Origin of the sequence: Streptomyces sp. NPDC059874, from assembly GCF_042731135.1 — a bacterium.
Taxonomy (GTDB): domain Bacteria; phylum Actinomycetota; class Actinomycetes; order Streptomycetales; family Streptomycetaceae; genus Streptomyces.
In genome coordinates this window covers 13,541-31,659 of record NZ_JBHWJY010000094.1, presented here as the reverse complement: position 1 = coordinate 31,659, position 18,119 = coordinate 13,541, and the positions used below count along the sequence as shown (strand labels likewise).

The following is an 18,119-nucleotide window of genomic DNA, read 5'->3' as shown; positions in this document are numbered from 1 at the left end:
GCCGATGAAGAGCAGCGCGGCGAGGTACGAGATCCAGGGCATCCGGCGCCGCACCAGCAGGGTGGAGCAGCCGAGCGCGAGGACCACGGCGGCGGTCGGCCCGTTGAGGGAGTTGTCGGCGGCCGCGAGGCCCGGCAGGTCGAGCGCCATCAGGCCGAGGCAGCTCAGCGCCGTGAGCACGTCCATCGCGCGCGGCGAACCGGCCCAGCCCTGCGCGAGCCGTCGGCCGGAGGCCATGACCCGGTGGAACGCCGAGGGGGCGGGCTTGACGTGCATGCCCTCCATCATCCGTGCTCGGGCTCCTCGGATCCGGTCCACCTGGGCCGCAGAAGCAGTGATTTAGGGCACTTCGGACAGGCCGGAGGTCCCTGACCCGGGGCGACCTTCCGCCCTGCCCCCGGCCGGCGTGCTGTTCGGCATCGCCGGCTTCGCCGCGCCGGCGGGGCTGGGCACGGCGCCCACTGGCTGGTGCCGCTGACCGGGTGCGCGGTGGTGGCGGTGCCGATCCTGACGGAGTTCGGGCGCAGGCTGTTCTGAACACGGCTCCCGTACAAAGGGGAAGGGCTCCCGCACCGTGGTGCGGGAGCCCTTCTTCGCCTTGCGGAGTGCTAGGCGGCCGGGAGGCCGTCCAGCTGGGCCTGCAGCCGGGCGATGTCCGCCTCGGCCTTGGCCAGCCGGCCCTTGATCTTGTCCACGACGTTGTCGGGGGCCTTGGCGATGAACGCCTCGTTCCCCAGCTTCACCTCGGCCTGCTGCTTCTCCTTCTCCGCGGCCGCCAGGTCCTTGCCCAGCCGCTTGCGCTCGGCTTCCACGTCGATCGTGCCCGACAGGTCGAGCGCGACCGTGGCGCCGGCGACCGGGAGGGTCGCGGTGGCGCTGAAGGAGTCGCCCTCCGGCTGGAGACGCAGCAGCTGACGGATGGCACCCTCGTGCGCGGCCAGCGCCGTACCCGACAGGTCCAGGCGGGCCGGGACCTTCTGGCCGTCCTGCAGGCCCTGCTCCTTGCGGAACCGGCGGACCTCGGTGACCACGGCCTGGACGAGTCCGATCTCGGCCTCGGCGGCCTCGTCGCGGAAGCCGCTGTCCTTCGGCCAGTCGGCGATGACGAGGGACTCGCCGCCGGTCAGCGTGGTCCACAGCGTCTCGGTGACGAAGGGGACCACCGGGTGCAGCAGGCGCAGCATGACGTCGAGCACCTCGCCGAGGACCCGGCCGGAGACCTTGGCCTGCTCGCCGCCCGCGAAGAAGGTCGTCTTCGAGAGCTCGACGTACCAGCTGAAGACCTCGTCCCACGCGAAGTGGTAGAGGGAGTCCGACAGCTTCGAGAACTGGTAGTCCTCGTAGTACGCGTCGACCTCGGCCACGGTCTTGTTCAGACGGGACAGGATCCAGCGGTCGGTCGCCGACATCTGCTCGGGGGCCGGCAGCTCGCCCTCGATCGTGGCGCCGTTCATCAGAGCGAAGCGGGTGGCGTTCCAGATCTTGTTGGCGAAGTTCCGGGAGGCCTGGACCCAGTCCTCGCCGATCGGGACGTCGACACCCGGGTTGGCGCCGCGGGCCAGCGTGAAGCGGACGGCGTCGGAGCCGTACGCGTCCATCCAGTCCAGCGGGTTGACCGCGTTGCCGAAGGACTTCGACATCTTCTTGCCGCGCTCGTCGCGGACCATGCCGTGCAGGGCGATGGTGTGGAACGGCGGGGTGCCGTCCATCGCGTACAGGCCGAACATCATCATCCGGGCGACCCAGAAGAAGAGGATGTCGTAGCCGGTGACCAGGACGGAGTTCGGGTAGAACTTCGCCAGGCTCTCGGTCTGCTGCGGCCAGCCGAGGGTGGAGAAGGGCCACAGGCCCGAGGAGAACCAGGTGTCGAGGACGTCGGTGTCCTGGGTCCAACCCTCGCCCGCGGGCGGCTGCTCGTCCGGTCCGACGCAGACGACCTCGCCGTTCGGGCCGTACCAGACCGGGATGCGGTGGCCCCACCACAGCTGGCGCGAGATGCACCAGTCGTGCAGGTTGTCGACCCAGTCGAAGTACCGCTTCTCCATCTCCTGCGGGTGGATCTTGACCTTGCCGTCGCGGACCGCGTCACCGGCGGGCTTCGCGAGCGGGCCGACCTTGACCCACCACTGCATGGACAGGCGCGGCTCGATGGTCGTCTTGCAGCGCGAGCAGTGGCCGACGGAGTGGGAGTACGGACGCTTCTCGGCGACGATCCGGCCGTCGGCGCGGAGCGCGGCGACGATGGCGGAGCGGGCCTCCAACCGGTCCAGGCCCTGGAAGGGGCCGTGCGCCGTGATGATGGCGTGCTCGTCCATGACGGCGAGGTTCGGCAGGCCGTGGCGCTGGCCGATCTCGAAGTCGTTCGGGTCGTGCGCCGGGGTCACCTTGACGGCGCCGGTGCCGAACTCCGGGTCGACGTGCTCGTCCGCGACGATCGGGATGCGGCGGCCGGTCAGCGGCAGCTCGATCTCGGTGCCGACCATGTGCTTGTAGCGCTCGTCGTCGGGGTGGACCGCGACGGCGGTGTCGCCGAGCATCGTCTCCGCGCGGGTGGTCGCGACGACGATGGAGTTCTCGCCCTCGCCGTAGCGGATGGAGACCAGCTCGCCGTCGTCGTCCTGGTACTCGACCTCGATGTCGGAGATCGCGGTCAGGCAGCGCGGGCACCAGTTGATGATGCGCTCGGCGCGGTAGATGAGCTCGTCGTCGTAGAGCCGCTTGAAGATCGTCTGGACGGCTTCGGACAGACCCTCGTCCATGGTGAAGCGCTCACGGGACCAGTCGACGCCGTCGCCGAGGCGACGCATCTGCCCGCTGATCTGGCCGCCGGACTCGCCCTTCCACTGCCAGACGCGCTCGACGAACGCCTCGCGGCCCAGGTCGTGGCGGGACTTGCCCTCCTTGGCGAGCTCGCGCTCGACGACGTTCTGGGTGGCGATGCCGGCGTGGTCCATGCCGGGCTGCCACAGCGTCTCGTAGCCCTGCATGCGCTTGCGGCGGGTGAGGGCGTCGATCAGCGTGTGCTCGAAGGCGTGGCCCAGGTGGAGCGAGCCCGTGACGTTCGGCGGCGGGATGACGATGGTGTACGGCGGCTTGTCGCTCTTCGCGTCGGCCTCGAAGTACCCACGCTCTACCCAGCGCTCGTAGAGCTTCCCCTCTACCTCGGCCGGCGCGTACGTGGTCGGCAGTTCGGAGTTGGGGGCACTGGGTGTCTGCGTGTTCTCGGTCACGGGGCACAGGATACGGGGGGTCCCGCCTCCGTTACGAATCCATACCGCAGTGCGGCCGCCCATTGCCGTTGCCCCCGGCGGACCCGTCTGATGCGCACATGAACGAGATCACCCCCCAGCCCGCATCCGCTCCGCCCGCCCCCGCCAGGGGCAAGGGCGCCCTCAAGACCATCGGAACGGTGCTGGCGTTCGCCGCGGGCGCCTTCGCCGTCAAGTTCGCCCTGGGCGCGCTCGGCGGCCCGGATGACGCGGGCAAGTACCAGCTCGTCCCGCCGGCCACCTTCCAGGGGCTGACCCTGCAGGACTCCGGCCCGCGCGTCGACGCGATCAGGCAGGGCCAGGGCGTCCAGAAGGCGGGCACCAAGCCGGTGGCCGTGGTCTACGCCGACCAGGCGGGCACCGCGCAGCTGGTGATCAGCGGTGCGGCGGCCTCCTTCAACGACAAGGACCCGGGCGCGGAACTCACCAAGGGCCTGAAGTCCATGGGCGTCAAGGAGTCGGAGATCACCACCCACGAGGCCGGCAAGCCCGAGGGCGGCGCGATGCGCTGCGGCACGCTGACGATGGAGGGGACGTCGATACCGCTGTGCATGTGGGGCGACCACAGTTCCCTGGTGACGGTCACCGTGCCCGTCGAGAACAAGCCGCTCACGATCGACGAACTCGCCGAACGGGCCCGCGCGCTGCGGGCGGTCATGGAGGTCCCCGCGTCGTAGTTCCGTAACGCCTGGGACCCCGACGCCCGAACTCTTTCGATCTTCCGCAAGGATGTGGGCAGCATAAGAAGTTCCTAAAGAAGTTCCTGAGGGGGACGCACCGATGAGCTACAACCAGCCAGGGCCGTACGGCCAGCAGCCGCAGCAGCCGGGACCGTACGGGCAGCAGCCCCCGCCGCCCCCGGGCCCGTACGGCCAGCCCGCCCCGCAGCCGGGCTACGGCTACCCCCAGCAGCAGCCGGGCGTCCCCCCGCAGGGCTACCCCCAGCAGCCGCAGACGCCCGCGTACGGCTACCAGCAGCAGCCCCCGTACGGCGGCACGCCCCCGAAGAAGTCCAAGGCGGGCGTCATCATCGGCGTGGTCGTCGCGGTAGCGGTCATCGCGGGCGGCGGCTGGTACTTCCTGGGCGGCGGCGCGGGTGGCGCGATCGCCTCCGACACCAAGGGGTACAAGCTGGTCGCGCCCCTGGCGGTGGACGACTTCAAGCAGGACCCGAAGTACAAGCAGGGCGAGTTCAGCGAAGAGGACAAGAAGGAAGCCGAAGCCGCGGGCATCAAGAACCCCACCGAGGTGGGCATGAACTACCAGTCCGGAGATCCGAAGAACCCGCTGGCGGTCAAGGGCCTCAACTTCCAGGGCGTCTACGGCGAACTCGCCGACCCGGAGAAGACGGTCGACGGCTATTTCGCCATGGCCAAGCAGAACATCGGCAAGGACGGCAAGTCGGAGGTGGCTCTCATCGGCACCCCCAAGACGATGACCCCGGCCGGCTTCAAGGGTGCCGTGATGAAGTGCCAAGAGGCCAAGTTCACCTCGAAGGACACGACGACCAAGGGGCCCAAGGAGTTCACGCTCCCGATCTGCATCTGGGGTGACTACAGCACCCTGAGCATGGTCACCGCCTCGGACGTGGCCTCCATCCTCGCCGGGAAGCCGGGCTACACCCTGGAGCAGACCGCGGACCTCACCGCGAAGCTCTACAACACCGCCCGCGTCAAGAAGTAACGCCACTCGGCGCAACGCAGAAGGGGCGCCCCCGGCCGGGGGCGCCCCTTCTGCTTGTTGTCTACCGACTACGCCGACTTCTCGTGCGGCCCCTGGTCCTTCGGGACGATCCGCGGGACCAGCGTCGGGTTGACGTTGGAGCGGACCACGTCCGAGGTGATGACCACGCGGGCCACGTCCTTGCGGGACGGGACCTCGTACATCACCGACATCAGGACCTCTTCCATGATGGCGCGCAGGCCGCGCGCGCCGGTCTGGCGGAGGATCGCCTGGTCCGCGATGGCTTCGAGGGCCTCGCGCTCGAAGTCCAGCTCGACGCCGTCGAGTTCGAACAAGCGCTGGTACTGCTTCACCAGCGCGTTGCGCGGCTCGATGAGGATCTGGAGCAGGGCCTCGCGGTCCAGGTTGTGGACGGAGGTCAGCACGGGGAGACGGCCGATGAACTCGGGGATCATCCCGAACTTCACCAGGTCCTCCGGCATGACCTCCTGGAACTGGTCGCTCGCCTCGATCTCGCGCTTCGAGCGGATCGTCGCACCGAAGCCGATGCCCTTGGCGCCCGCACGCGACTCGATGATCTTCTCCAGGCCGGCGAAGGCGCCGCCCACGATGAAGAGCACGTTCGTCGTGTCGATCTGGATGAACTCCTGGTGCGGGTGCTTGCGGCCGCCCTGCGGGGGAACGGACGCGGTCGTGCCTTCCAGGATCTTCAGGAGGGCCTGCTGCACGCCCTCGCCGCTCACATCACGGGTGATCGACGGGTTCTCGCTCTTGCGCGCGACCTTGTCGATCTCGTCGATGTAGATGATTCCGGTCTCGGCCTTCTTGACGTCGTAGTCGGCGGCCTGGATCAGCTTCAGCAGGATGTTCTCGACGTCCTCGCCGACGTACCCGGCCTCCGTCAGCGCCGTCGCGTCCGCGATGGCGAACGGTACGTTCAGCATGCGCGCGAGCGTCTGGGCGAGCAGGGTCTTGCCGGAGCCCGTGGGGCCCAGCAGCAGGATGTTGGACTTCGCGAGCTCGATCGCGTCGTCCCGGCCCTGCGCGCCGCCGTTCTCGCCGGCCTGGACTCGCTTGTAGTGGTTGTACACCGCGACGGAGAGCGCCTTCTTCGCCGGCTCCTGGCCGACGACGTAGCTCTCCAGGAACTCGTAGATCTCACGGGGCTTGGGGAGTTCCTCCCACCGCACCTCGGAGGTCTCCGCGAGCTCCTCTTCGATGATCTCGTTGCAGAGGTCGATGCACTCGTCGCAGATGTACACACCGGGTCCTGCGATGAGCTTCTTCACCTGCTTCTGGCTCTTTCCGCAGAACGAGCACTTGAGCAGATCGCCGCCGTCACCGATGCGTGCCACGAGGTGCTTCCCCTTCGCCTGGGAGACGCTTGGTTCAGCGCTCCTGGTGCCTCATATCCGACGGTACCTTGCCGGGGGCCCCGTGCGGGGCCCCCTTGACGTGGTTCACATCGCCGAATCCGGCGGCGTGCCACGCCAACTGGCGGCAAGGATCAGACCGCGCTGCTCTTACGGGTGGAGACGATCTGGTCGATCAGGCCGTACGCGAGTGCGTCCTCGGCCGTGAGGATCTTGTCGCGCTCGATGTCGTCGCGGATCTTCTCGATCGGCGTCGTCGAGTGCTTGGCCAGCATGGTCTCCAGCTGGTCGCGCATGCGCAGGATCTCGTTGGCCGCGATCTCCAGGTCGGAGAGCTGCTCACGGCCGGTGCCGCCGGACGGCTGGTGGATCAGCACGCGGGCGTTCGGCAGGGCCATGCGCTTGCCGGGGGTGCCGGCGGCGAGCAGGACCGCTGCGGCGGAAGCCGCCTGGCCCATGCAGACCGTCTGGATGTCCGGCTTCACGAACTGCATCGTGTCGTAGATCGCCGTCAGCGCGGTGAAGGAGCCGCCGGGGCTGTTGATGTAGATCGAGATGTCGCGGTCCGGGTCCATCGACTCCAGGCACAGCAGCTGCGCCATGACGTCGTTGGCGGAGGCGTCGTCGATCTGCACGCCGAGGAAGATCACGCGCTCCTCGAAGAGCTTCGCGTACGGGTCGTACTCGCGCACGCCCTGCGAGGTGCGCTCGACGAAGCGCGGGATGACGTAGCGGTTGTCCACCTGCGGGCCGGAGTAGAGGCCGCTCGCGGGAGAGAGATTGTTCATGTGCATCTGGGTGTTCACCGTCCTGGTGGCGTTCTGCGGGCTGTCGGCTGGTGCGTACTGGCGTGGGAGCCGGGATCAGGCCCCGGTGCCGCCGCCGCCCGGCACGTTGGACGCGGCCGAGATGATCTCGTCGATGAGGCCGTACTCCTTGGCTTCCTCGGCGGTGAACCAGCGGTCGCGGTCGCCGTCGCGGATGATCGCCTCGACGGTCTGGCCCGAGTGGAACGCGGTGATCTCGGCCATGCGCTGCTTGGTGCGCAGCAGGTACTGGGCCTGGATCTTGATGTCCGACGCGGTACCACCGATACCGGCGGAGCCCTGGTGCATCAGGATGTCGGTGTTCGGCAGGGCGAAGCGCTTGCCCTTGGCGCCGCCGGTCAGCAGGAACTGGCCCATGGACGCGGCCATGCCCATGCCGATGGTGACGACGTCGTTCGGGATGTACTGCATGGTGTCGTAGACCGCCATGCCCGCCGTCACGGAGCCACCCGGGCTGTTGATGTAGAGGTAGATGTCCTTCTCCGGCTCGGCGGCCAGGAGGAGGAGCTGCGCCGTGATCTTGTTGGCGATCTCGTCGTCGACCTGCTGGCCGAGGAAGATGATGCGCTCGCCGAGGAGCCGGTTGTAGACATGGTCGCCGAGGCCGCCACCGATGGACGGCTCACCCGCGGCGTAAGGCATCAGATTCGTCACGTATCCACCTGCTCGTCTCCGACGGCCATGTGCCGTCTCAGCGTCTCGTTCTGGGGCGCGGCCCGGCCGGAGCGGATAGGTCCGCCGGCGTCCGGGTGGTCCGGGTACTCACGTGCCCTCGTATTCATGGACCCTAACGCGCAGGTAGGACAACGCCATCCCGCTTCCCGAACTGTTCGCTGGGAGCGCAAGGTACGGAGGCCTTGCGGGGCCTGCCCGGGCCAGCGCCGAAGGGCCCGTACGCGGCTGCGTACGGGCCCTTCGGGACACTGCTCGGGGTGCTGCTCGGCCGGCTACCCGGCCGACCACTCGGCCCTACTTGGCCTCGTCGGCCTCGACGACCTCGGCGTCGCCGTCGACGACGGCCTCGACGGTCTCGGTGGCCTGCTCCTCGTCCTCGTCGGACAGGTCGACGACCTCACCGTTGGTGTCGGTGACCTTGGCGGCCTCGACGACGACCGCGAGGGCCTTGCCGCGGGCGACCTCGCCGACCAGCATCGGGACCTGGCCACCCTCGACGACCGCCTGGGCGAACTGGTCGGGGGACATGCCGGAGGAAGCGGCGCGGCGCATGAGGTGCTCGGTGAGCTCCTCCTGGTTGACGCCCAGCTTCTCCTTGTTGACCAGCGCGTCGAGGACGAACTGGGTCTTGATGCCCTTGATCGCCTGCTCGGAGGTCTCGGCGTCGAACTCCTCGACCGTCTTGCCCTGGAACTCCAGGTACTTCTCGATGGTCAGACCCATCTGGCCGAGCTGGTGGTGCTCCAGGTTGTGCTTGCGGGTCTGGACCTCGTCCGCGAGCAGCTTCTCGGGGATCGGGACCTCGACGAGCTCCAGCAGCTTCTCCAGGACGCGCTCCTGGGCCTGCGTGGCCTGGTCGTACTGCTTCATGTTCTCGAGGCGCTTGCGGCTGTCCGCCTTGAGGTCCTCGATGCTGTCGAACTCGCTCGCCATCTGCGCGAACTCGTCGTCCAGCTCCGGCAGCTCACGGGCGGAGACCTTGGTGACCTTGACGGTGACCTCGGCGTCCTTGCCCTCGGCGGAGCCGCCCTTCAGCTGGGAGGTGAAGGTGGCCTCGCCACCGGCCTCCAGGCCCTTCACGGCCTCGTCGATGCCTTCGAGGAGCTCGCCCGAGCCGATGGTGTACGAGACGTCGGAGGCGACGCCGTCGGGCAGCACCTCGCCGTCGACCTTGGCCTCGAGGTCGATGGTGACGACGTCGCCGTCCTCGGCGGCACGCTCGACGTCCTTGGTGGACGCGAAGCGGGCGCGCAGCTGCTCGACCGACTTCTCGACGTCCTCGTCCGAGACCTCGACCGCGTCGACCTCGACCTCGATGCCGGAGTAGTCCGGGATCTCGATCTCGGGGCGGACGTCGACCTCGGCGGTGAAGGCCAGCAGTTCGCCGTCCTTCAGCTCCGTGATGTCGACCTCGGGCTGGCCCAGCGGGTTCAGGTCGGCCTCGTTGACCGCCTCGGTGTAGAACTTCGGGAGGGCGTCGTTGACGGCCTCCTCCAGCACCGCACCGCGGCCGAAGCGCTGGTCGATGACCCGGTTCGGGATCTTGCCCTTGCGGAAGCCCTTCACCGTGACCTGCTGGTTGATCTTCTTGTACGCCGCGTCGAGGCTGTCCTTGAGCTCCTCGAAGGGCACCTCAACAGTGAGCCGAACCCGAGTCGGGTTCAGGGTCTCCACGGCGCTCTTCACGGTTTGGTCTCCTTGTGGCTGACTGCTGGGGGTCTCCGCCGTCTCGCTGCGATTCAGCGGTTCTGCGGATCGGGCCCGGTACATCAGACACACGGGCACGCAGCTTGCATAGTAACCGCAAGCGGCAATCAGCCCACAACGCGATCTTGCAAACGCGATCTTGTGGTCGGGGTGGCCGGATTCGAACCGACGACCTTCCGCTCCCAAAGCGGACGCGCTACCAAGCTGCGCCACACCCCGTCGGTGCGACACGTAGGGTACATGCCCGGAGACGCTCCGACGCACGGGGTTTCCCGACCACTTTCGGCGACTCCTGACGGCGGGCCCGAATGTGGTGTGCGCGCGGCCTTCACGACCCGCTAGGATGCTGTCCGTGCCGCGGTCCTCGTGACCTGCGGCGCGCGCGTTGCGGGTGTAGCTCAATGGTAGAGCACTAGTCTTCCAAACTAGCTACGCGGGTTCGATTCCCGTCACCCGCTCTGAAGCACAAAGGGCCAGGTCAGAGGATGTTTCCTCGGCCTGGCCCTTCGTCGTTCCCGGGGGTCCCGATCAGCCCTCCGTGTCCCCCGCGTGCCCCTTGCGCTGTGGATCTTCCTTCGTGTCCTTCGCCGGCTTGCGCCCCTCCCCCACGAGCCGGCTCAGCGCGTCGGCGATCAGCCGGTCCCGATCGGCGCTCGCGTGCTGATAGATCAGTGCGGCGCGGGCGGTGCTGTGGCCCATCCTCGCCATCAGCTCCCGGGTACTGGCCCCGGTCGAGGCGGCCAGCGTGTTGCCGGTGTGCCGGAGATCGTGGAAGTGCAGCCCCTTGATCCCCGCTTTCCGACAGGCTTTGTGCCACAGCAGGTTGAAGTGGTTCCGGCGCGGAGTCGCCCCTTTGGGCCCGACGAAGACACGCCCATCGGCGCCGGGCTCGGCGTACTTCTCCAAGTGATCGCGGATCTCCTGGACGATCACGCCGGGGATGGAAACCGTCCTCTTGCCTGCCGCGCTCTTTGGCGCCTTGATCTCCCGCTGCCCGTTCTGCAGCTCGGCCACGGCCCGGCGGACACGGAGGGTGCCGCGCTCCAGGTCGACGTCACGGCGGTGCAGCCCGATCAACTCGCCCCAGCGCAGCCCGAGAAACCCGGCCATCAGGATCAGCACGCGGTAGCGGGGCTGAACGGCCGCAGCCAGGGCGTACACCTCTTCGACGCTGGCCGTGGGCCGCTCCGGGGTGTGCACGGTGCTGGCGCCCTTGATCTGGCACGGGTTCCGCCTGATCAACTGGTCGGACAAGGCCGTCCCCAGGATCGCCCTCAGCAGGGCGTAGGCCTTCGCCACCGTGGTGGGCCCGGCGCCGGCGGCGAGCTTGTCGGCACGCCAGCGCCGAACGAGTGGGGCGGAGATCTCCCCGACGTTGACGGCCCCGAACGCCGGCTCCAGGTGGTGCTTCAGCAGCGAGCCATAGAGCTGTCGCGTGGTGCTGGTCAACTCCCGTTCCTTGATCCAGGCGACGGCGTACGGACCGAACGCGACCTTTCCGGCGTCCGGGTCGTGCCAGTCCCCCCGGCGCATCTCGGTCTGCTTGTCGGCGAGCCAGTCGTCCGCGTCCCGCTTGGTCCGGAACGTCTCCGGGGCAGGACGGAGCTGCCCGTCCGGGCCGACGTACCGGGCCTGATAGCGGCCCGAGGGCAGCTTGCGGACCCGGCCGAACTGGCGGCGCTTCCCGGCCATCAGGCAGCCACCCCCAGACGATGCCGACGCGGCTCGACGGTGTGCGTGTCGATGTACGCGCGCAGGGCGCTCTCGGGGATCCGCACGTGCCGCCCGACCTTCACGTAGGTGATCCGCCGCTCCTCTACGAGCCGCCGCGGGAACCGGACGGTGGTGCCGAGCATTTCGGCGACCTGGACGACGCTGAGGTAGCGCTCATTCATGCGGCTCTCCTTGCAGGGCTTCGCGGGCGGTCTGGCGGTTCAGCTGAATGTCGCGGGCGATGGTGGCGGCGAGTATCGACTCCCCCGGGCTGTGGCCGTGGCCGGCGTACTGCCAGGAGGCGAGGATGAGCACGGTGTCCGGCTCGATGCCGTCCAAGCCGCGGGCTTCGCGTTCCTGGGCGGCGCGGTAGTCGGCGCGGGTCTGGCGGAGAGCGCCGAGGGTCGTCGAGTACTGGCGGGACTTGGTGGAGAAGTGGCCGCGGAAGCCGAGCATGTGCGACCAGGCGGCGAGGCGACGGTCCGGGTACAGCGGATCGAGGTCGAGGCAGGCCCCGATCAGGCGGGCGGTGTGGTCGGGGACATTGAGGAGAACCAAGGCCTCACGGTTGCCGATCCGGCGGTCGAGGGTGCCGGTGTTCTCGGCGGCCTTGGTGGCGTACTTGGCCACGTACGAGGCGACCGCCTGTTCAGTGATGTCGGAGCCATCCCCGAAAGCCTTGATCGGGCGGACGTCGAGCTGGGTGCCCCAGCGGAAGGTTCGGGCGGGCTGGTCGGCCGCGGCCGGGACGGTGATCGAGGTGTAGGCGTGGGCGACGGCGGACCGGATCGAGCGGTCAAGGAGTTCCGTGCTGGCCCAGGCGGGCGGAGGGTCGAGGGGGCCGGCAGGGCCGTCGATGCGGATGACCGCGTGGAAGTGGATCGCTCCACGCTTCTGGAACTCTGCGACCTTGCCGTAGGAGATCCGGGCCTCCTCCCTCAGTTCGCGTTGAGTCAGCCCGGCGTATGCGGCGATCTCGCGGCGCAGGCGGGTCGTGAAGCGCTGCCAAAGCTGCCCGGCATGGTTGTTGAAGAGAACGGCCGCGGCGTAGTCGTAGGTGTTCGGGTCGAGGGCGGTGCCGAGTTCGGCATCGTGCTCCTGGTGGTGCTTGCCACAGCGGCAGGGACGGTCGGCGGGACGGTTGTGGACCGGGCCGAACGACGGAGCGGTGAGGGTAGCGAAGACGCGGGGGTGTTCGCGGACGGTGGCGGGTATGTCGCGGCGGTCGTCGCCGGCGAGTCCGGCCCGGATCAGGTGGTAGGTGTCTCCGGCGTAGGTCCAGGCGCATGCGGGGCAGCGAGAGGCTCGGCGGTTGCCGCAGGCGATCCGGAGGCGAGCGCCGGGCTCGTTCTCGGTGGAGTAGCGGTGCAGGATCTCGCCGGAGGTCCTGTCCTTGGCAACGGTCCAGCCGGTGATGTGGATCGGGTCGGAGCAGCCGCCCGTGCGGTGGATCTGGTCTTCCCAGCGTGCGTATCCGGGAGCCCCGGCCACCGTCAGCATGTCGCCGAGGGTGGCCGGGTCCAGGCCCGCGAGGGTCGCGGTGTTGGTCACGCCGTCACCGTCCGGCGGGGACGGCGGATGGAGCGACGGGTCCCGGTGCCGTGGCAGGCGGGGCAATGGGCGGTGATCGTACGGAGGTGGCCGGTGCGGTCGCGGCCGCCGAGGGTCACGGCGACGGAGGCGTGCCCGTCACAGTTCGGGCAGGGCTCTCCCCAGGCGTTCTGGTTCATGATGGTGCTTCCTTCCGGTTCGCTGGATCGGGCAGGAGCGAGGCACCGGGACGGCGGAAACTTGGCGGTTGAGGCCGTCCCGGGGCCGGTCAACGGGTCTTGAACTCCTGGCGCAGGGCGCGGACGAGGAAGAGCAGGACGACGGCGCTGACGGACAGGGCGACGGCAGTGACCGCGACTGCCAGGAGCAGCGAGACGGCGACCGACGCCAGCGCGAGGACTCCGGCGACTCCGCCGGCGGCGAGGGCGAGCGCGTTACCGGGCGAGTTCTGGGCCAGGCCGCCGAGTGCGCTCGGGGACTTCGCGGGGGCGGGAGCCGGACCGGACTCCGAACGCTCGACGGGTGCCGGGGTCGGGCGGATGGTCGCCGGGGTGTAAGTGTCGGGGCTGGGGTACTTGGGCTTGAACATGGCCGTTCTCCTTCCGGCGTGGGTTACTTGTTGATCGCGGTGTCGATGGCCGGGGCGAGGAAGCTGTCCGCGAGGAGGAAGCCGCCGACGAGGATCACGGCGACGAGCCAGAGGGGCGGGCGGATGAGCTTGTAGCCGAGGACACCGACGACCAGCAGGGCGAACCAGAGCGGGACATCCATGGCGTTGGCCTTTCGGTCAGCTGACGCGGCAGCGGTGGGAGCGGGCGGCGAGCTGGGCGGCGGTCGAGGAGCTGTAGTCCGAGGACCAGCCGCAGCCATCGGTGGTGCAGACGGCCGTGTCCTTGTTGCGGCCGCGGTCGCGGTAGGTGCCGATCTGGACGGGGCCGATCTTCATGAGCGAGCGGAAGTTGATCCGGGCGGGCATGGGATCTCCTGTCAGGCGAGCTGGGCGGCGATGGCCTCAGCCATCAGGGACGGGACGCCGAGTCGGGCGCGCAGGGTCTCGGCGTCGATCTCCGAGCCAGTGCGGGTGCGGTGGTCGGCGGCGATCTTCCGGGCGTGTGCGACGAGAGCGGGCGGGACGGTGAGCGCCGGAACAGGGGCGGGCAAGGCAGGGAGTTCGTCGGCCTGTACGCCGGGTTCTGTCTCCCGCTCGACCACGGGCACGGGCGCCGGGTCAGGAACGGGCTCCGGCGCGCTGGGCGACGTAGGCCGGTGGACCAAGAGCGTGCCGCCGAGGAAGGCGAGTGCCGGCCATCCGGCGACGAGGATGCGGAGCCAGTCCGGGACGTCGCGGAGGTCGAGGAGGCCAGCGGTCGCGACGTTGGCACCGAGCGAGGCCGCGAGGGCTACGGCGAACCAGGACCAGGCCGACCGCGCGGGTTCTCCCGCGTCCCGCAGGGAGCGGAGGCGGTGCCAGGCGGCGACGAGGAGCAGGTCCACGCTGACGGGGTAGGCCCAGGCCTTCCAGCCGTCCTGTCCGGCGGCTTCCGCGAGGTCGTGAAGGTGGGCGAAGGAGAGGGCTCCGGCGATGACGGCCTGGACGAGGACGGCGTCCGGGCGAACCAGGCGGGTCATGGTCTTCACTTCCTTTCAGGCATGGGTGGGGTAGGGACCTGGCGCGATGAGGCCGCGCCGACTGGGTGGGGCGAGTGGTCAGAAGGCAGGTGCCGAGGCGGTCTTCGGCTGGACCTTGCCGATGAGGACGCGTACCGGGAGCGCGGGCCGGAAGAGCTTCAGCTCCGGGATGGTCGGCGTGCGGTGCGCCTGGGCGTTGCAGGTGTTCACGGCCTGGCGGAGCGTGGTGTGCGGGGCCCGGATGCGGGACCAACCGCCGGAGGAGTCACCGGCTACAGCGGTGCCGGGGCGGTCCTTGTCGATCTGGACGGCGGCGAGGACGGCGTCCGGGGAGATGTCCCCGAAGGCCATGTTGGCCGAGGTCTCATCGTTGACGCGGTGGGCGGTACGACCGGTGAGCTGGGCACGGAGCATGGTGATGCCCTTGCCGAGTTCGGAGCCGAAGCGCTGCCCGCAGATCTCCAGATGGATGCCGGCGGCGCGGCCGAGCTGGGCGAGGCGGACGAGGTCGGTGACGATCCGGTCCCGCCGGGCCTCCTCGGCCTTGCCCGCGGCGAGGGCGAGCTCCGCGACCTCATCCACGAGGAGTACGACAGGTACAGGACGAAGGTGCGCGGGCAGGTCCCAGATGTCGGCGGTGATCTCCGCGTCCGGCAGGTCGATGCTGATCCGCTGCTCGGCCCGGATGAGCTGATAGACGCGGCCCATGTACTGAACGAGCGCGGCCAGCAGTTCCGCCGCATCGTCCGGGTTGTCGGCCAGCGCGGTGAACCGTCGTGCCATCGGCGAGAGTTCCACGCCGTTCTTGCAGTCGATGCCGACGAGAGCGACGTTCTGCGAGGCCAGGCCGGAGACGAGCGTGCGCTGGTAGACGGACTTCCCGGACTTGGTCGCGCCGACGTTCAGGGCGTGCGGGACCTGCCGGTAGTCCCGGTGATGGACCTGCCCGTCCTCCCGCAGGGCCACCGGCACCCGAAGCGGTTCATCGGGCACGGCCGCCGGCATGCGGACCCGCTTGAGCACGTCGTATCCGGTCATCCGCAGCTCGACGACGCCGGAACGGATCTCGCGCGAGACGACGTTGTGAAGAGCGAAGGAGTGCCGGAGCCTGTCGGATGAGGCGGAGAAGTCGAACGCATCCTGTCCGGGCCGGAGTTTCAGCCGTAGGACCAGGCCGGTCGCGGTAGGCCGCAGCCGCAGGATGCGCGGCGAGCGAGCCTCGGGAACGGGGCGGTTGGCGAACCGGGCGAGCGCCAGTCGCCAGCGGGAGGGCGGGACGGTGAGCCCGCAGGCGTCCATCACCGAGCGGTAGCGGATCAGGACGCGGATCGTCGCAAAGGTGACCCCGAAGGTCATCCAGTACCAGGTGGGCCGCTGCCAGCGCAGTACGAGCGCCAGGGCGAGGACCACCAGCAGCGTGATCCATAAGGCGTTCATGCTCAGCCCACCTTGGCGGCGAGCGAGGTGACGGCGACGGCACGGAAGCTGATCCCGTGGCGCTTCTGGCCGTTGAACTCGTTCTCCCACGGGCGAGCGACGAGGCCGGTCAGCGCGACCGGGGTACCCATGACCAGCTCACCCGAGATGCCGGGCGCCGGCACGACCACCGACAGGACCTCTGCCTCGCCGTTCGCGGCGAACAGCACGTCCACGGTCATCATCTGGGACCCGGTCTCGGGGTCCGTGGCGATCTCACCGGTCCGACGGTCCTTGATCTTCACGGCCGGAGGCTGGGCCACCATCACCAGGGCGGCCGAAGTGTCTACGGGAATCTGACGCACAGCGGATCACTCCTCTATAGATGTCGAACTCCATCACTCATGTATAGGAGTGACATGAAGAAGAGTGCCCGACTCCTATACATGAGTCAACCCGCTACGAAGAGAAACTCGCAGCGGGCTGTGGGAAGTTGAGTGAGCGTCAGTCGCGCGCGGGGATCCGGTACTCGAAGACGAACTGGTCAGCGGCCATGAGGGTGTCGCACACCTCGACCACACGACCTTCCTCCGTGACGGCATCACGGAGCAGATGCACCACGGGCGCGCCGGGAGTCAGAGACAGCTCGGTCGCCTCAGCCTTGGCGGCCGGCCGGGCCTGGAGCGTCTCCACGTACTCAGCGAAGACGTGGCCGTGATCCTCCAGCCGCGCGTAGATGCCGCCGGGCCCCGGATTCTCGGCGAACAGCTCCGGGATGTCCTTCACGACATCCCACGGCAGGTACGAGGTAGCCGTCTCCACGGGCGTCCCGTTCCGGAAGTACAGTCGACGCCGGGCCAGGACCTGAGTCCCCGCGGTGACCCCGAGCCGCGTCGCGATCTCCTCGGGCGCCTCCATGGGCCCGATGAACAGCACGCTCACCTTGGCTTCGGCCCCAGACTGCGCGGACTCTGCGAGGTACGCCGCCCTGCCCTCCTGCCGATGTGTACGCCGGAAGCGATCGGAAGACCGGTGCCGCACGGGCGGCCGCGCCTTCACCAAGGAGCCCTTGCCATGCCGGGTCTCCACGAGCCCACTGGCCCGAACCTCCACCATGGCCTTGCGGATCGTCCCGCCCGCGACGCCGTAGCGCTCCACGAGCTCCGACTCACTCGGCACCATGTCGCCGGCCTTCAGCACCCCGGCCCGGATCTGCTGAACGATGTCGTCAGCGATCTGCACGTAGCGCGGCACAGCCCCTCGGCCACCTCCTGCTGCGGTTCCCATAGTCCTTCTCTTCCTCCTATGCTCCTGTACATGAGTACGGGTTCCCCGCAGGCCAAGTCAACGCCACTGCACTCCGTGTCCGTAGCCGGGGCGGTGCTGCGCGAGGACGGCCGACTCCTGGCGATCCGCCGCGCGGACAATGGGACTTGGGAACTGCCGGGCGGAGTCCTCGAACTCACCGAGTCCCCAGAGGCCGGCGTCCGCCGCGAGGTCTTGGAGGAGACGGGCATCAAGGTCGAGGTAGACGAGCTGACCGGGGTCTACAAGAACACGACCCGGGGCATCGTCGCCCTGGTCTTCCGCTGCAAGCCGTCCGGCGGCACCGAGCGCACCTCGGCGGAATCGACCGCGGTTGCATGGCTCACCCCGGAGGAGGTCGCCGAGCAGATGTCCGAGGTCTACGCGATCCGCCTCCTAGACGCCCTGGACAACGCGGGACCCCACGTCCGCAGCCACGACGGCCGCCAGTTGCTCACGGCGTGACGCGCGACGAGGCAGTGCGGCTGGTCCAACAGCTCATGGACGGCAGCATCACCGATGAGGCCCAAGCCGACGCAACCTTGGACGCTCTGGAACAGGGACTGCGATGCCCCCACGTCAGCGACTACATCTACTGGGACTTCGACCCAGAACTGAGCGCCGATAAGGTCGTGGACAGGGCCATGACGTACGAGCCGTTCGCGCTCTGAGCCGGGCAATGCGGTAAGAGTTTCCCTACTTCATCAAGGCACCCGCCGCGCACGCGCGGCGCGTGCGGCCCGTCGCCCGGGCCTGCGCTCCTGTCTCCGCCCCGCTCCAGCCCGGCCGCCGTCCGCACGCCTACGGCTCGGGTTGATGGGGGCAGGCCTACAGCACGGCAACCGTCACATGGCATGCGTGGCCGTGAGCGCTGCCGACCGCGGCCGGGACGGGGTTCCAAAAGACGGCCAGCGGCGAGGGAGGGGTGGCCTCTTGCACACGGTCAGCCGACTGCCGGGCTTGAGTCAGGC

20 protein-coding genes, 2 tRNA genes and 1 pseudogene are annotated in these 18,119 nt (G+C 68.9%); 5 read left to right on the top strand and 18 right to left on the bottom strand.

Translation table 11 applies throughout. The annotated features are described in order from the left end of the window. Positions 1 to 276: pseudogene (locus ACFV9H_RS35585) on the bottom strand (histidine kinase); the annotation flags it as partial. Positions 277 to 608: 332 nt separating this feature from the next. Next, complete coding sequence (locus ACFV9H_RS35580) at positions 609 to 3,230, bottom strand: valine--tRNA ligase (RefSeq protein ID WP_385406762.1); 2,622 nt, start codon at positions 3,228 to 3,230, stop codon at positions 609 to 611. Positions 3,231 to 3,328: 98 nt separating this feature from the next. Here ACFV9H_RS35580 and ACFV9H_RS35575 point away from each other — a divergent pair, with 98 nt between their 5' ends. Next, entirely contained in the window at positions 3,329 to 3,946 is a 618-nt protein-coding gene (locus ACFV9H_RS35575; RefSeq protein ID WP_385406759.1) for a hypothetical protein, read from the top strand. Between the two features lie 103 nt (positions 3,947 to 4,049). Then, the gene (locus tag ACFV9H_RS35570) at positions 4,050 to 4,952 is read left to right on the top strand and encodes a hypothetical protein (RefSeq protein ID WP_385406757.1); all 903 of its coding nucleotides are present in this window, start codon (positions 4,050 to 4,052) and stop codon (positions 4,950 to 4,952) included. Positions 4,953 to 5,020: 68 nt separating this feature from the next. Here the strand turns inward: ACFV9H_RS35570 and clpX are convergent, their stop codons facing one another. From clpX to ACFV9H_RS35545, 5 genes are all read right to left on the bottom strand, one after another. Then, positions 5,021 to 6,307 carry an ATP-dependent Clp protease ATP-binding subunit ClpX gene (gene clpX / locus ACFV9H_RS35565; protein ID WP_301371147.1) on the bottom strand — a complete coding sequence of 429 codons (1,287 nt, stop codon included), beginning with the start codon at positions 6,305 to 6,307 and terminating at the stop codon, positions 5,021 to 5,023. A 152-nt stretch (positions 6,308 to 6,459) separates the two neighbouring features. Continuing rightward, entirely contained in the window at positions 6,460 to 7,113 is a 654-nt protein-coding gene (locus ACFV9H_RS35560) for an ATP-dependent Clp protease proteolytic subunit (RefSeq protein ID WP_385406754.1), read from the bottom strand. Between the two features lie 75 nt (positions 7,114 to 7,188). Beyond that, positions 7,189 to 7,806 (bottom strand): ATP-dependent Clp protease proteolytic subunit, encoded by a 618-nt coding sequence (locus ACFV9H_RS35555; RefSeq protein ID WP_376661033.1) that lies wholly within the window; start codon positions 7,804 to 7,806, stop codon positions 7,189 to 7,191. A 315-nt stretch (positions 7,807 to 8,121) separates the two neighbouring features. Further along, positions 8,122 to 9,513 carry a trigger factor gene (gene tig, locus ACFV9H_RS35550; protein ID WP_385406751.1) on the bottom strand — a complete coding sequence of 464 codons (1,392 nt, stop codon included), beginning with the start codon at positions 9,511 to 9,513 and terminating at the stop codon, positions 8,122 to 8,124. Positions 9,514 to 9,676: 163 nt separating this feature from the next. Beyond that, positions 9,677 to 9,753, bottom strand: a tRNA-Pro gene (locus ACFV9H_RS35545). 168 nt (positions 9,754 to 9,921) lie between these two features. On the opposite strand from ACFV9H_RS35545, the gene ACFV9H_RS35540 reads away from it, so the two are divergent. Next, positions 9,922 to 9,992, top strand: a tRNA-Gly gene (locus ACFV9H_RS35540). Positions 9,993 to 10,062: 70 nt separating this feature from the next. Here the strand turns inward: ACFV9H_RS35540 and ACFV9H_RS35535 are convergent. The 11 genes from ACFV9H_RS35535 to ACFV9H_RS35485 all read right to left on the bottom strand — a co-directional run bounded on the left by ACFV9H_RS35535 (position 10,063) and on the right by ACFV9H_RS35485 (position 17,130). Beyond that, the gene (locus ACFV9H_RS35535; protein ID WP_385406749.1) at positions 10,063 to 11,226 is read right to left on the bottom strand and encodes a tyrosine-type recombinase/integrase; all 1,164 of its coding nucleotides are present in this window, start codon (positions 11,224 to 11,226) and stop codon (positions 10,063 to 10,065) included. Then, positions 11,226 to 11,429 (bottom strand): excisionase family DNA-binding protein, encoded by a 204-nt coding sequence (locus ACFV9H_RS35530; protein ID WP_385406747.1) that lies wholly within the window; start codon positions 11,427 to 11,429, stop codon positions 11,226 to 11,228. The genes ACFV9H_RS35535 and ACFV9H_RS35530 overlap by 1 nt, the downstream gene beginning before the upstream one ends. Continuing rightward, positions 11,422 to 12,798, bottom strand: a complete 1,377-nt coding sequence (repSA, locus tag ACFV9H_RS35525; protein WP_385406744.1) for a replication initiator protein RepSA — start codon at positions 12,796 to 12,798, stop codon at positions 11,422 to 11,424. The genes ACFV9H_RS35530 and repSA overlap by 8 nt, the downstream gene beginning before the upstream one ends. After that, positions 12,795 to 12,977, bottom strand: a complete 183-nt coding sequence (locus tag ACFV9H_RS35520; protein WP_385406742.1) for a hypothetical protein — start codon at positions 12,975 to 12,977, stop codon at positions 12,795 to 12,797. The genes repSA and ACFV9H_RS35520 overlap by 4 nt, the downstream gene beginning before the upstream one ends. 89 nt (positions 12,978 to 13,066) lie before the next feature. Beyond that, on the bottom strand, positions 13,067 to 13,387 hold the full coding sequence (locus ACFV9H_RS35515) for a hypothetical protein (RefSeq protein WP_385406740.1): 321 nt from the start codon (positions 13,385 to 13,387) through the stop codon (positions 13,067 to 13,069). A 23-nt stretch (positions 13,388 to 13,410) separates the two neighbouring features. After that, positions 13,411 to 13,569 carry a hypothetical protein gene (locus ACFV9H_RS35510; RefSeq protein ID WP_385406737.1) on the bottom strand — a complete coding sequence of 53 codons (159 nt, stop codon included), beginning with the start codon at positions 13,567 to 13,569 and terminating at the stop codon, positions 13,411 to 13,413. A gap of 16 nt (positions 13,570 to 13,585) precedes the next feature. Then, a complete protein-coding gene (locus ACFV9H_RS35505; protein WP_385406734.1) occupies positions 13,586 to 13,774 on the bottom strand; it encodes a mobile element transfer protein in 189 nt (62 codons plus the stop codon). A gap of 11 nt (positions 13,775 to 13,785) precedes the next feature. Further along, positions 13,786 to 14,427 carry a DUF2637 domain-containing protein gene (locus ACFV9H_RS35500; RefSeq protein WP_385406731.1) on the bottom strand — a complete coding sequence of 214 codons (642 nt, stop codon included), beginning with the start codon at positions 14,425 to 14,427 and terminating at the stop codon, positions 13,786 to 13,788. Between the two features lie 78 nt (positions 14,428 to 14,505). Then, the gene (locus ACFV9H_RS35495; protein ID WP_385406729.1) at positions 14,506 to 15,864 is read right to left on the bottom strand and encodes an FtsK/SpoIIIE domain-containing protein; all 1,359 of its coding nucleotides are present in this window, start codon (positions 15,862 to 15,864) and stop codon (positions 14,506 to 14,508) included. Between the two features lie 2 nt (positions 15,865 to 15,866). Continuing rightward, on the bottom strand, positions 15,867 to 16,208 hold the full coding sequence (locus tag ACFV9H_RS35490; protein ID WP_385406726.1) for a hypothetical protein: 342 nt from the start codon (positions 16,206 to 16,208) through the stop codon (positions 15,867 to 15,869). A 139-nt stretch (positions 16,209 to 16,347) separates the two neighbouring features. Further along, the gene (locus tag ACFV9H_RS35485; protein WP_385406723.1) at positions 16,348 to 17,130 is read right to left on the bottom strand and encodes a GntR family transcriptional regulator; all 783 of its coding nucleotides are present in this window, start codon (positions 17,128 to 17,130) and stop codon (positions 16,348 to 16,350) included. A gap of 18 nt (positions 17,131 to 17,148) precedes the next feature. Between ACFV9H_RS35485 and ACFV9H_RS35480 the strand changes: the two genes are divergently transcribed. Together ACFV9H_RS35480 and ACFV9H_RS35475 are read left to right on the top strand one after the other, a co-directional pair. Next, complete coding sequence (locus tag ACFV9H_RS35480; protein ID WP_385406721.1) at positions 17,149 to 17,613, top strand: NUDIX hydrolase; 465 nt, start codon at positions 17,149 to 17,151, stop codon at positions 17,611 to 17,613. Beyond that, positions 17,610 to 17,819, top strand: coding sequence for an e9imm peptide (locus tag ACFV9H_RS35475; RefSeq protein WP_385406719.1), 210 nt, complete (start codon positions 17,610 to 17,612; stop codon positions 17,817 to 17,819). The genes ACFV9H_RS35480 and ACFV9H_RS35475 overlap by 4 nt, the downstream gene beginning before the upstream one ends. Positions 17,820 to 18,119 lie beyond the last annotated feature (300 nt).